Genomic DNA, 13,732 nt, shown 5'->3' with positions numbered 1-13,732 from the left:
CCCTTTTAACCCATTTATTAATGGACATTATTTTCTACTCTATTCTCATTATAACCCTTCTTGTACAATAATTTAAGAGAAATTTTCTGTCTTTGTGCAACATTCAATTAACTTAATCGTTCAAGATACATACTATTCATAAAATAATTGGAGAATGTTGCACTACCACCAAGTTCAACATGGCTAATCTTGCGATATAGTTCTCCCGCCATGGTAAGCTCGTGCTGATCTAAAAGAGTCCGAATGGCGCCAACATGGGCAGCATTGCCTACTGTCTTTATCTTTTCCGGGGCAATATCCGGAACTAGTCCAATATTCAAAATATTGTGGGCCTTGAGATACGTGGCAAACGTTCCTGATAACGTCACCGAATCGAGTTCTGGAACAGTTATTCCTGCCATTTCTACCAGCGTCTTAATTCCTGCACAGACCGCTCCTTTAGCCAACTGCATTTCGCCGATATCTTTTTGACTCAAAGTCACGTTCCACCCTTGAGCTGTTCCATAGGTCAAGACAAATTCACGCCCTTTTTCGCCCATGCGAATCCGTTTGAGCAACTCTGGTGAAAGCTCTTGAGTCTTTTCGGGGTCGGCTATCTTCCCTTGTTTGTTAATAACACCGACCTTTCTCATCTCATCAATTCCCTCAATAAGACCAGAGCCACAAATTCCAATCGGTTCCTGTCCACCGATGACTTGACAGTCTATTCCATTTTCCGTAAGAGTTACCCCTTCAATGGCCCCCTGTTTTGCCCTCATTCCATGGGTAATTCCTGCACCCTCAAAGGCAGGTCCAGCCGCGGTAGAACAAGCCATCATCATAGTTTCTGTTTTTAGGAATAGTTCACAATTAGTTCCTAGGTCAATAAGCAAATGATTACCCGGTCCTAGAACTTCTGGTGCCCCCACTATAGCCCCTACTGTATCTCCTCCTACGAAGCTTCCTATATTTGGCAAGAGGGAAACCCTTGCTTGGGGATTGATTTCCAGTCCCATTTCAAGCGCCGAAAACTCCAACGGTCTGTTGCATACCGAGACAAATGGAGAGACTGCCAGATGAGATACGTCCAAACCGAGAAGGAGATGATGCATCGTCGTATTGCCCACGATCGTCATTTTAAAAATCTCGTTTCCAGTCACATCCGTTTTGACCGCAAGTTCTTCGAGTAAATGATTAATCGTTCTTCTGACTGCACGTTGCAAAGTCAGGGCACTTTCATGACCATCATTAGCAAACGCAATACGGGAAATTACATCCGCTCCATAGGCTGTCTGTTGATTTTCAGTGGAGACAACTTTTAGGACTGTTCCTTGTAATAAATCGACCAAAGCCACTGCGACACTGGTGGTTCCAATATCGACCGCAGCACCATAAAGTCGTTTTGTCGTATCTCCTGCTTCAAGCTCCAGAATCGTGTCTTGTGAAAGCGTAACAGTAAGGGCGAATTTGTCCGTTCTTAAAACATCTGGCACCTTACCAAGGATGGCCAGATCAGCGTTGACATAGTCTTTACCAGTGACTGTATTAAGTGTATCTGCGACTCTGTCCCAGTCTCCACGTTCGTCAGTGAGGGTCGGCTTGCTAGACTGAATGAAAACCTTTTTAACCCCAGGATCCAACTTGCTAGCCTTCATTCCCAGGAGAGCACTTTCTTTGCGATCCTGGCTCTCAACAAAGTCTAGTTCAATGACCATGCCCGCTTGAGGTATGACAGTACAGGCCAGACGCACTCCCGCTTGTAATTCCAGCTCATTAAGATGTGCTAAATCGCGCTCACTGGGCGGGGAGACATACCCTGTCATTCGAACTTTGCATTTACCACACGTACCTTTGCCATTACAAATAGTTTGCACGGGGAGATGATGACGTACTAGCGCTTCCATTAAGGTTTCCTTTTCCTGCGTCACCATGAGACGATTAGGGAGTATCGTTATTTCCATAATTCCCTCCTGCTAACATATTGACTGTAACAGTCTGTCCTGGTTCTACGTATACGGTATCGTTCCCCACGTTGCCATTTAACAATGAGTTTAAAAGATCTAGATCGGCTTCTACTTCCCCAACTTCCCACCCGAAGAAGTCGGCAATTTTCAGGACCTTTTTTCGGTATTCTTCAAGATCTTTGGGGCCAGGTGTCACAATGAGAACAGCCTTGTTATAACTTCCATACAACATTTTAATCAGCTCTCTAGCCTTTTCCTCTCCATATCGATCCACATATTCTAAGTATTCGGCATAGGGAGTCCGACCGTGGTCCAGCCATCCCCGGCTGAAGTAATAAGTTCCTGGGTTTTCTTTAAGCAACTTTAGTTGCCTTTCATTAGACCCCAGCAAAAGCGAGATACAATCATGAGTTTTCGGCATAAGGAGCGGTACTCGCGGAGAAAGCAAACCGACAACGGCATTCGAACATCGATTATAGGTCGTAATGATCACATCGTAGTCCTGGCTTTGGTCAATGAGTTCCTGAAGACGCCGATGAAGTAGATCAGGTTTAGCGTGGAAATTAAAATCCAAGAACTCAGAATCCACAGTTTCTGGTAACCCCTTCCAGCAAACTTCATTCATGGTTGAAGCACAACCGATGAGTTTTATCTTCATGGGCATCTCCTTATTCTGTCTATAATAACCTTCCGCTCACTACTACACTTATTCGTTTTGTTCTATTGCATTTCCTGCTAATAGTCCTCGTATTTTCATTATCCTACCTTATCCAGGAAGTCTGCTAGTTTTTCCGGAGTGTCGAAGAGAAAATCAGGAGAACCTTCTTGTAGTTTTTGGGACGAGTGCCATCCCCAGGTGACTCCGATGGTCTGAGTGCCTGCATCTTTTCCCTCAATCATGTCGCCCTTAGTATCCCCTATATAATAAGCTGTGGTTCCAGGATACAGAGACATTGTGTTTTGAATCTTCTTGATCTTACTCTTTTCCTTTTCGGCACCAACAACATCTTTAAAACATTCAATACCGTTTTGATTCAATATCTGAATCGTAGCACTGGAAAGATTCGAAGTAATGACATAAATATGGTGTTTTTCCGAGATTCGTTGTAAAGCTTCTCCTATCCCCTTAAAAAGTTCAAGATCCGCTAATTGTTCACCCTGTAAAACTTCATACCGTTTCAATATATTGTCTATCGTGGATTCGTCCACACCACGGCACATCATGGTTTCGTAAACATTACCTTCAAAGAGGCCAATAACATCTTTCGGTGCATTGACCTCCATGAATCCGTTTTCACGACAGGCCTGTGTAAAACGAGAAGTAAAAACTTCCAGAGAATCTACAATAACGCCATCATAATCAAACATTACGAGTGCCACGTTGTAACCTCCTCGAATAATAAGCATGCACCTAGTATTAAAAGAGCATCCCCTTCTCTTATTAGAGAAGGGGATCACATGCTTTCTAGCTTAGCCTAAGAACTCGAATTGCTTATTACGAAAAGCCTTGAGATAATTAACACAATATTCATCTCGACCAGCCAGGGCTTCAGCCGTGACTAAACTAGCCATCATCATCTTGTCCAAGGGGTTAATAATGAGGCCATCCAAACCCTTACCAATGGCCATTATAGCAAAGGCATGGTTCATGAATTTCCGTACCGGCAAACCATAAGACACATTAGATAGTCCACAGATCGTATGAACTCCTTTAAATCGAGTCATAATTGCTTCCACTGAGTTGATAAATTCCACCGCGAAGGTGCTGTTAGTAGAGACTGGTTGAACTAACGGATCCACATAAATGTTATTGAGTGGCACATTGTTTTTGACAAGCCCATCAATAAGCTTTTCCGCTATCTTGAGACGGGCATCCATGGTTTCAGGCATCCCTTCATCACTCATGCAAAGTGCCACAACTTTTAGGTCTGTTCCCGCAACAACAGGAATCAATGCGTCATAGCGCGCTTTTTCTAGGGATATGGAGTTTATCATCGCCACACCTTTGTGTACGGACAAGGCCGCTTCAATTGCCTTTGGGTCTGGACTGTCAATACAGCAAGGGGCATCAACGGCCTCCTGAACAGTTTTAACCAACCATTGCAGGTATTCAGGCTCCTTTCCGACAAATATACCAGCGTTAACATCAATAAAATTTGCTCCAGCTTCAAGTTCATCCTTTGCAACTTGTTGAATATAGGCAACATCTTGCGCTTTTATCGCTTCCCCGATGGCCTTACGGCTCGCATTAATTAATTCCCCAACAACTAACATGCTATTTCCTCCTCATATTTCTGGTCGTTATTATTAAAATTAGCAATTGTATATAAGAATCATACCCTATTTAGCAGTAAGTCGACGAGCAGTTTCTACCGCGCCAGGAGCATCTGTACTCCATCCGTCGGCACCAATCTTTTTAGCAAAGTCTTCAGAAACAGGAGCCCCGCCGACCATGGTTTTAAAACTTAATCCTTGTTCACGAATCGCTTTGACAGTGACCTCCATAAAAGGCATCGTCGTGGTTAAAAGTGCGGACATACAGATGACGTCGGCATTTTTCTCTTTAGCCGTGGCCAAGAACTTTTCCGTATCCACGTCCACCCCAAGGTCTATGACGTCAAACCCGGCCCCTTCCATCATCATAGAGACGAGGTTTTTGCCGATGTCATGCAAGTCGCCCTTGACCGTGCCAATAATTATTGTCCCCTTTTTCTCGCTTTCCCCTTGCGATAATAAAGGTTTTAAGACTTCGAGTCCGGCTTTCATAGCTTTAGCAGCCATTAACATTTCCGGAACAAAGAATTCTCCTTCGGTATACCGTTGGCCGACTTCGTCCATAGCTCCAATGAGGCCATTAGATAAAATCTCCGAAACGTCCGTCCCATTCCCTACTTCAGCTTTAACAAGAGCATCAACTTTAGCGATATCAAATTCAACCACTGCATCATAAATTTCTTGTACGCTCATTTATTCTCTTCCTTTCATATCGGTCACTAGACCGTCACGATGTTTAATATTAAAGGCTCCAATTCGCATCTCCGGGTACAAGCCCTTTAAAGTGTTCACGTATTTTAGCGTCTAATTCTTCCGAGAAACGAGACTTATTTGGTTTACTAAGAATTTTATTAGCTTCTTTCATAGCCCGGCTATGAGCATCCGGTTTTCCTTGATCTTCCCAACGGCGGCGCATTTCCCTCGTCGCAACTTTAGGCAGAACAGCAACGGTACGCATATTCTTCATCGTATGGTCTAAGTCCATGTAACTGCCGCCAGGGCCTACTTTCGCAATTAAGTCTAGGCAAAGGTTTTCTTCGCTATACTCATACCCCTTTTTCATCCGTTTGAGCATTAAGGCAATTTCGTTATCGATAACTGCTTTGCCAAAGTCAAAAGCCATCAGACTACCTAAAAGCCCACCCATATTGAATAAGTCTGCACCAGCAAGTAAAGCGCCCGTAGTATTCATGCCGGTTTCATATCCCGACTGAGCATCGTTAGAATGGGCATTGGTTAAGCCTATATATCCGCCAGAGGGTACATTATAAAATCTTGCCATTTCCGTATGCGCCATTTGCATCATTCCTGTCTCGATGGCTCCTGGTGCGTAAGCCCCTGTACGCATATCTGCCACTGTCGACAATACGGCATAAATCATGGGAGCGCCTGGACGAATCATTTGAGTTAAGGTTGCAAGTCCAAGGAATTCCGCATTTCCCAATGTCAACGTCCCCATTAGACTAAGTGGTGACGTCATGCCCGCATTCGGTACAATCGTACCATAAACAGGTAATCCTTGTTCGAGCAGATAGATGACTGCTTCAGTAGATTCCACATCAAAGGTCAACGGAGAAACGACTGGGCAGTAATGATGGTTAATAAATGGGCGCTCACGATAAGCTTCTTCGCTTCCTGCAATCAGCGCGCCTAACTCCAAAACCGTTTTAAGGTCGTCCATGTTTGGGGTATTACTGCGTACTGGTTTCTTACAGTTTTTCAGTGCAGGATAGAAACGCGACATACTAAACTGTCCTTCTGGCGCGTCATCTGCCAGAGTTGAAATCGAAAAGACGTCAAATCCGGGCAGTTCATTGATTAAATATGCAATATTAGCAATATCACTAGAGGTAGCTCGTCTTTCTTCACCTGTTTTTGGGTCGATAATATTAGGAGCAGAACTTCCTGTGACCACAACCGGTCGATCTCCAGGCATGGTTATGTCAAATTTGGGATCTTGAGCTGTAAAGGTATAGGTGGGGACGAAGGTATGTCTTGCCTTTTCAACAACTTGACGAGGAAATTTGACCATCTTCGTCTCCATATCAACTAAGCAACCATTTTTTGCAAAAATGGCAAGTGCTTTCTCATTGCGAACCAACATCCCCACATTTTCTAAAATCTCCAAGGATGCTTCGTGTACTCGTTCTACTTCAGTTTGACTAAATAATTTAGTGAACTCCATTATATAATCCCCTTTCTTAACATTTTTCTGGATAGAGCCTTAGTCTACTATTGATTAAATTAACCCTTACAAAAATTTAACGACTTCTGAAATTTCCTCTTTATGGTTTTCAATCCATTTCATCAAACGGACATTGTGTTGTAAATAAGCCATGTATTCATACTCATTCAGGTTCGATCCTGCGTAATAAGCAGTTACGTCCCAGTTAATAAGATAGATATTTGCTGCTGCAATCATCGTTGGAAGATATTCGATTTCCACCGCATTCAAAGGTTCCAGTCCTTGTAATTCAATCAGTTTCTTTTGGTACGATTTCAGAAAGATCGCACACTTATCAAGAAGCAAAACCCCATCCTTTTCATCTTGCCAAGAGCTACAGCAATAAGCTAAAGCAAGTGTAACATCAAAGAGACGACGATCAATCTTAGACCAGTCAAAGTCAAAGATTCCCACAACTTTGCTATCAACATATTTAAGATTACCCGGATGAAAGTCGTTGTGGCATGGAGTATAAGGCATCTTCTCAAGGACCTCATCCGGAATTTGCGAACTCTCAATTACGTCTAAGATTGAATCAAGATTATCTTTGTAATAATGGTGAAATTTAGTATCAAGATTCTTTTGGGCAAAGGCCTTGTAGGTTTCGGGCAGAGTCGGAAGAAATTCCATAATTTTCGGTTCTACTCGTTCAAGCCCTTGTGGATTAAAATCTCGCGCGGCATTATGGAAAGTTGCCAGAACTTCGGCTGCGCTAGCATATTCAGCATCATTTAGCGTAGGGTTATCCCAGGTATATAGATCCTCCCCTTGCAAATATTGATAAACAGCAAAGTAAATATCCGTTATCTTTCCGTTTGTACCCTCAGTCTTTTTGACAAAGGTTACCCCATCCCTAGTTCGAATCAATCCAGCGGCAATATCGAGCCCATGGGCAATCGAGTAATCGATCATGGAGTGCTCAAACAATATTTCTGTCTCTGTGATTCCGTATTTGTACTTACGTACAAAGTACTCGTACTTCGTTCCGTCTTTTTCAGTGAGAACACCGAAACTTCGGTTGACATACCCTCCGAAAATCTCATAGACATCCGTTACTGTCCCGAGGTCATAATTTTGTAGTGCATCAACTATCTGATTTCGTATGAGGGCCGCTTCCAGGGATTCGAAGAAAGTAGTGGCAATCTTCTTAAGTTCTTCGCTTTGGGTAAACAACTCAAAGGTTTGATTAACAGTCTGTTCTTCAAGATATCTCATTTTACTTGTGTTCATGTTGACCTCCTCCTTAAATTCCTTGGGCTGACGTTAAGACAAAAGAAAAAGATCTTTAACAACTACAATTCAATCCTGACCCTTGTTCGATTTCACTATTCAGAAATCTTTGTACAAAGGGTTGATTAACGTACTCTAATCATATCATCTCAGAAATACAATTTTCTTAACACAATCCTGCTCGTTTTGACTCATTTATACCAATTGAATATTCGCACTTTTTGGCACAAATTAAAATTCTTTATCTAATTCAAAGAAAATAAGAAAAAAGCCGGTAGCTATCGGCTTTTTTTCGCGATCATCTTCGATAAATTTTCTTCAATAAAACTCTTCAATTCAAAAGCGTCTTCAAAGTAATAATCTGCTCCGATTCGCTTGGCAAAACCCGAGTCTACCGGTGCCCCACCGACGATAACTATTAGGTTTTTTCGAAGCCCCAAGACCTCTAATTCGTCAATCACTTCTTTCATGACTGTCATAGTTGTTGTTAGCAGCGCTGACATCATGAGGATATGGGGTTTTTCTTTGCGTACAACACTTGCAAATTTTTTAGGGGTAACATCTACTCCTAAATTAATAATTTCAGCCCCTGTAGACATAATCATCATCTTTACTAAACTTAACCCGATATCATGGAGATCCCCAGCCACCGTTCCCATAACGATTTTACCGGTCGTTTTCTTACCTGACTCTTTCAAACAAGGTTCTATAAGACTTAATCCTGCATGCATGGCCCGAGTTGCCATGAGCACCTCGGGAACCATGACTCTTTGATCGCGAAACTTCTCGGCCACTCGATCCATTCCGGCAATTAAGCCTTTTTCAAGAACGGATTCAGCGGAAAAGCCTTGGGCCAAAGCCTGTTTGGTTAAAATCATGCTTTCTTCTGCTTCGCCGGCAGCGATGGATTTAATAATGGCTTGAAAAATCATCAAAATTACACCCTTTAATATAAACTATTTTTATAGATCAGGGGAGTAACCCCAATATATTTACGAAACACCTTTGCAAAATAGCTTTGGTTTTGAAAACCAACAGCTTTAGATACTTGTGCTACACTGAATTCAGGTTTTTTCATAATCTCAACTGCTTGTTCCACCCTTACTCTTGTTAAATAGTCGTTAATCGTACAATCCAATTCTTCTCGAAACAGTCGTGAGAGATGAGAAGGACTGATAAAAAGATGTTGCGCTACATTGGTCACTGTAATGGGCAAAGCATAATTCTCCATTATAAAATCCCGAGCATCTTTAACGATTGCAAGGTGCTTTTTATTGGCTAAAGTAAAAATTCCCTCTAAAAACGTTTCTACGATTCGCTGAATCTTGTAAAAGAACTTTTCGACTCGTTCAATACCTTCAATTTCCTTATTAAATTCCTTCAGCAGATGCATTATTCTCTCTGCATTTGCTCCGCCTTCTACTGCCGCCCTTGATGTCAAGGTCGCCAATTCCAAAATTCTCGCTTTGACAGTTTCGAGATCTCCAACTGTTTTTGTGTACAGATCTGTTAAGAGACTCTGAAGCGTTTGGTTAGCTCTGGTTCTGTCTCCTAAGCGAATATAACGCAAAAACTTACGCTCTTTTTTCAGATAAGTATCATAATCACTGAGGTCTGGTAAGCGTCTTTTTTTCCTATCCTCAATTTCCAATCGGATTTGCTGTTGTTGAACCCGAGTAGCATCAATTTCTTCTAGACTATTAATGTTCCGTTTTACTATGTGGTTCACGACCACAAAAAGCATATCTGCCGCGGCTTGAGACCGTGCCGGAGATATGACTTCAAGTTTACAAGCTTTATTCTTTAATTCTTCAAAGTTCTGTACCCCGATGTTGAGCTTCTTAAGTTCCTGAAAGAAGAAGTGGTCTGGTTCCCACATTAGTACTTGACCACAAATAATACTCCCCAAAGAATCCCCTTTAATCATAATTGGAACAGCCCAGATGACCAACCCGGCATGACAACGAAAGAAGTAAGGTTCCTCCCATTTTGCCGCCTCGAAACTTGCACGTTTATAGGAATCCTGGCACTTCTTTTCTCCTTCAGGTTGGCATCGAATATAACGACAAAATTCACTTCGCTCAAAATTCCCCGGTACTGAAAAGGTTACTCCCTCAGTATTAATGGCTTCGATATGCAACCCAGTGGCATTGTGAAAGCTACCTAAACTTTCCTCGAGATAGTTAGGATCCAGAAAGTTAGAATCTAATGTTTCACGTTGCATTGAACTCACCCTTCCATCATAACAAGCAACCCCAGTAACACCACGTTCCTATTAGCGATTAAACACCAATGTCTTCACGACCACTGGTACCACTCTACCACCCATAAGGGGTTTTCCGATGTCAATATAGTCACAATCCTCTACCTCAAGCTGGTCAATACAGATCATTTCTAAAGGTCGATTGGCCAAAGCTTCCAGACATTGGCCCAAGACTTTCCCGCAATCTGCTTCGATGACGAGAATAAGCGGATTATTTTCAGACAAGTAGTCTTCCATACCCAGTAGCAGCCCTTGAGCAAGGATACTAATGTCTGCAAAGGACATCGTGCGTGGACTTTTCATCGTCAAAGCAACCGCTCCAGCAGAATGATCAACTTGGAGGCGAAGGATTTCTTTTTTAACGATATCAGCAATCCCTTTTGGCGTATCGGGTATTGTCGTGGCAAAGGGAGAAATGGCCATGACATTACGCAAGGGCAACGTCTTCTCCTGTAGATGTATTGTACTCCCACTTAAATTCACAGACTGCGTTCCCGTCCCGATAACAGTTGCACGCACTGTTTCTTTGGGCTTTTCTAAAATGAATCCCGCTGTCTCCAGGCTTCCCTTGAGCTCCCAGCCCAAAAGAGGTCCGAAATCTCCATAGGCCGTTACTTCCTCCATCGTTTCCGGTCCATATTGGGCATAGACATAGTCTGCCACCCCGCCGGAAATCATTACTTTTCTGATTGGAAAGTCTAAACGCAAGGGAGACGTCATGAGAAGTTCTTGGGTTAAACCAGAGAGCTTAGAGGTTTTAAGGACGTTCACAACACAATCTGCCATAGCTTTTACCAAGGGACGTAGTTGCGGAAGGGTCACACGTTCACCAGCTGAAAGCCTTTGACCAGTGGAATGAAGAGCGACTTTTGCTGGCTGAGAAATATACGTAATGCGGTCCCCTTTAGGGGTAAATTCTATTAGATGTCCGCCGACATTTACGCACGCCGTATCAACAGCTTTACCCTCATGAAAAGTTGCAAAGTTAGAAGTTCCACCGCCCACATCAATGTTGACCACTGTTTGGTGCCTCTGTGTAGAATACTGCGCCGCCCCAGACCCTTTGCCGGCAAAAATTGACTCCAAATTGGCCCCAGCAGTGGCCACTACAAAATCTCCAGCAAATCCGGCTAAAGCGTCAATGATCGCTTTGGCATTTTCTTTTTTTGCTGTTTCCCCTGTAATAATCACTGCTCCCGTATCAATCATCTCAGGCGTTAACCCCGCAGCCGTATACTCCGTTTCTACAATCTTCGAGACCGCAACTGCATTAATCAGCTCGCGGTCCAAAAGAGGGGTAAAATATATCTGGCTGCGATGAACAACTTCTTTATCGGTGATCTCCACTCGTGGGACAAATGTCCCCGAAGCCGTGTTTTCAATGGTTAGTCGGCTAATCACCAGCTGGGTAGTGGTGGTTCCTATATCAATGCCCACACTTGTGATCGTTTGGTTAGTTGATTCGGGCATCTTATCACACCCCTATTTTTGCTGGTTTAGCTTTACGCCACTGGCTTTGGCAGCAAGAATTTGTTTGATAACATCCTTGAGATGCGCCCCTGCTTCAGCCGGGGGAATACCACCTTTATGAATATTAGAGATAACAGTACGATCAGCTTCTACAGTATTTTCATTTGGCCGATAAATCATGTAAGCACTGAGGCTTTCTGCTGTCCCTAGGCCTGGCCTTTCACCAATAAGGGAAATGATCACATCCGAATTGACGAGAGCTGCAACGTGGTCCTGGACCCATACCCGTCCATACTTCACGAAAAACGGTGCTCCAACCTTTATTCCTGCAGATTTCAATCCTTGCATCAGTGCTGGCAAAAGGTCAGGTATATTAGCCTCAATCGCGCTTGAACTCAGTCCATCTACAATAAGAATCTGTACTTGGACATTTTTCTCACATTTTTCCGAGACCGTTCTTGCTGCTTCTTCCGACAGACGACGTCCTAGATCTGGTCGAGTTAGAAACTCATCTTTATTGGCCACTGCACTTTGAACAGACATCAGATTCATTCGTTTGAGAAATTCCTCGGACACATCGAGGAAGACCGCATCCTGAGCCACAGCATGATCGGCTAGAAACCTTAACCAGGACATCGTTTTGGGGCGCGCTCCTGCTCTACCGATCCCGATCCGAGCTGGTGTTGACTTTTTCATGGCTTTAACTGCATCCGCATTAAACGGATTGGAAATCTGCATTTCGTCAAGAGGAGGAAACGTCACCATCTCCTCGTCTGAAGAGTCAGGGAGCAGCGGTGTGTCCATCATCGCGGCCGACATTACATGATCTTTGCTCTTCAGAGAAAGCATCCCTTTCTTGGCGAGTTCTTCCAAAACGCTCTGAATAATAACCTTTTCTAATTCGTTATTCGCGACTGCCACCTTGATTCGCCTCCCTATTTATCAAATATGGATGGGTCCCCGGCTCTCTCTGTCAGTCTGCCGTTTTCCAAGATACCCATCTTCTCCAACCACTTCTCAAACTCAGGAAGCGGCCGAAGCCCTAAGATTTCCCGGGTACTTGCATCATCATGATAACTGGTATCTTGATAACTTAGCATAACATCATCGCCGCCCGGAACTCCCATAAAGAAGTTCGATCCAGCCATCGCGCAAAGAAGAGTTCCCATTTCCTGATCATTTTGGTCTGCTTTCATATGATTCGTATAGCAAGGGGCAATTCCCATTGGCAGACCATGTAGCTTGCCCATGAATAGGTCTTCCAAGTCTGCCCTAATGACTTCCCGACCAGAATAAATGGTCTCCGGTCCAATGAATCCTGAGACATTATTGGTCATAAAGGGCCGATAGCCACGCGCATACCCATAAGTTCTTGCTTCCAAGGTCATCATATCAACCCCAAGGTGAGCATCTAGTGAGACTTCTGAGCCTTGACCGGTTTCAAAGTACATAAGGTTTGGACCCGTCGCCGTTCCTCTTCGCTGTACCAGAGCAAACGCCTCATCAAGTATAGCAGCATTTACGCCAAAGGCGTCGTTTGCTTTTTGCGTTCCTGCAATACTTTGAAAAACTAAATCTACCGGGGCTCCTTTTTCAATTGCTTTCATTTGTGTAGTCACGTGGGCCAAAACACAATTTTGAGTCGGAATTTCCCATTGTGTTGTGAAATTCTTAACTGTTTCCAAGAGGCGCGTAACCGTCTCAACATTGTCTTCCACCGGATTAATCCCAATCACTGCGTCTCCTGAACCATATGACAACCCCTCTTTTAGAGATGCCATCATGCCTTCAATATTATCCGTCGGGTGATTGGGTTGGCAACGAAAAGCTAAGGTCCCTGGTACACCGAGTGTCGTATTACAGTGCGATTGGGTGCGCATCTTCTTCGACCCATAAACAAGGTCCATTGTTGACATCAATTTGGCTACCGCTGCAATCATTTCGCTAGTAAGTCCTCGACTGATATGAGACAAAGTATCTCCTGTTGTCTTGTGGTCGAGAATATACTCGCGCAGGTAACCAACCGTCCAGCTTTTTATCTCTTGATATATTCTTAGGTTAAGTCCGTCATAGATGGCGCGAGTTACTTCATCCTCTTCATATGGGATAACCGGATTATTATAGATATCCTCAAGGGTAAGATTACTCAAGATCAACTTAGCTGCAACTCGCTCGGAAGCAGATGTTGCTGCAATTCCGACCAGTTCATCACCAGACTTCTCTTCATTGGCCTTGGCCATAACTTCCTTGAGATTTTTAAATGCAAAAACCTTGTTGTAAACCTTTGCCTTTAAAATCATCGAATGTTCCCCCAATCTGACATAAAGT

Annotated in this window: 12 protein-coding genes; all 12 read right to left on the bottom strand. The window is 43.4% G+C overall.

Features of this window, described 5'->3' with window-relative positions:
• Nucleotides 1-107: 107 nt before the first annotated feature.
• Nucleotides 108-1,940 (bottom strand): ASKHA domain-containing protein, encoded by a 1,833-nt coding sequence (locus tag DSOL_RS24135; protein WP_075367280.1) that lies wholly within the window; start codon nt 1,938-1,940, stop codon nt 108-110.
• A complete protein-coding gene (locus tag DSOL_RS24130; protein ID WP_075367282.1) occupies nt 1,918-2,601 on the bottom strand; it encodes a DUF1638 domain-containing protein in 684 nt (227 codons plus the stop codon). The genes DSOL_RS24135 and DSOL_RS24130 overlap by 23 nt, the downstream gene beginning before the upstream one ends.
• 98 nt (nt 2,602-2,699) lie before the next feature.
• Nucleotides 2,700-3,323: an HAD family hydrolase gene (locus DSOL_RS24125; RefSeq protein ID WP_075367279.1), complete on the bottom strand. Its 624-nt coding sequence runs from the start codon at nt 3,321-3,323 to the stop codon at nt 2,700-2,702.
• A 90-nt stretch (nt 3,324-3,413) separates the two neighbouring features.
• Complete coding sequence (locus DSOL_RS24120) at nt 3,414-4,217, bottom strand: methyltetrahydrofolate cobalamin methyltransferase (protein WP_075367278.1); 804 nt, start codon at nt 4,215-4,217, stop codon at nt 3,414-3,416.
• A 66-nt stretch (nt 4,218-4,283) separates the two neighbouring features.
• Nucleotides 4,284-4,910 carry a corrinoid protein gene (locus DSOL_RS24115; protein WP_075367277.1) on the bottom strand — a complete coding sequence of 209 codons (627 nt, stop codon included), beginning with the start codon at nt 4,908-4,910 and terminating at the stop codon, nt 4,284-4,286.
• A gap of 49 nt (nt 4,911-4,959) precedes the next feature.
• Entirely contained in the window at nt 4,960-6,402 is a 1,443-nt protein-coding gene (locus tag DSOL_RS24110; protein ID WP_075367276.1) for a trimethylamine methyltransferase family protein, read from the bottom strand.
• 66 nt (nt 6,403-6,468) lie between these two features.
• Entirely contained in the window at nt 6,469-7,671 is a 1,203-nt protein-coding gene (locus tag DSOL_RS24105; RefSeq protein ID WP_075367275.1) for a phosphotransferase, read from the bottom strand.
• A gap of 278 nt (nt 7,672-7,949) precedes the next feature.
• Nucleotides 7,950-8,603, bottom strand: coding sequence for a corrinoid protein (locus DSOL_RS24100; RefSeq protein WP_075367274.1), 654 nt, complete (start codon nt 8,601-8,603; stop codon nt 7,950-7,952).
• Nucleotides 8,604-8,617: 14 nt separating this feature from the next.
• Nucleotides 8,618-9,895, bottom strand: coding sequence for a PocR ligand-binding domain-containing protein (locus tag DSOL_RS24095; protein WP_075367273.1), 1,278 nt, complete (start codon nt 9,893-9,895; stop codon nt 8,618-8,620).
• Between the two features lie 51 nt (nt 9,896-9,946).
• Nucleotides 9,947-11,404: an ethanolamine ammonia-lyase reactivating factor EutA gene (locus DSOL_RS24090; protein WP_075367272.1), complete on the bottom strand. Its 1,458-nt coding sequence runs from the start codon at nt 11,402-11,404 to the stop codon at nt 9,947-9,949.
• Between the two features lie 12 nt (nt 11,405-11,416).
• Nucleotides 11,417-12,325, bottom strand: coding sequence for an ethanolamine ammonia-lyase subunit EutC (gene eutC, locus DSOL_RS24085; RefSeq protein ID WP_075367271.1), 909 nt, complete (start codon nt 12,323-12,325; stop codon nt 11,417-11,419).
• A gap of 14 nt (nt 12,326-12,339) precedes the next feature.
• Complete coding sequence (locus DSOL_RS24080; RefSeq protein WP_075367281.1) at nt 12,340-13,704, bottom strand: ethanolamine ammonia-lyase subunit EutB; 1,365 nt, start codon at nt 13,702-13,704, stop codon at nt 12,340-12,342.
• Nucleotides 13,705-13,732 lie beyond the last annotated feature (28 nt).

The organism is Desulfosporosinus metallidurans (assembly GCF_001936615.1).
GTDB lineage: Bacteria > Bacillota > Desulfitobacteriia > Desulfitobacteriales > Desulfitobacteriaceae > Desulfosporosinus > Desulfosporosinus metallidurans.
This window is presented reverse-complemented; position numbering and strand designations above follow the sequence as displayed.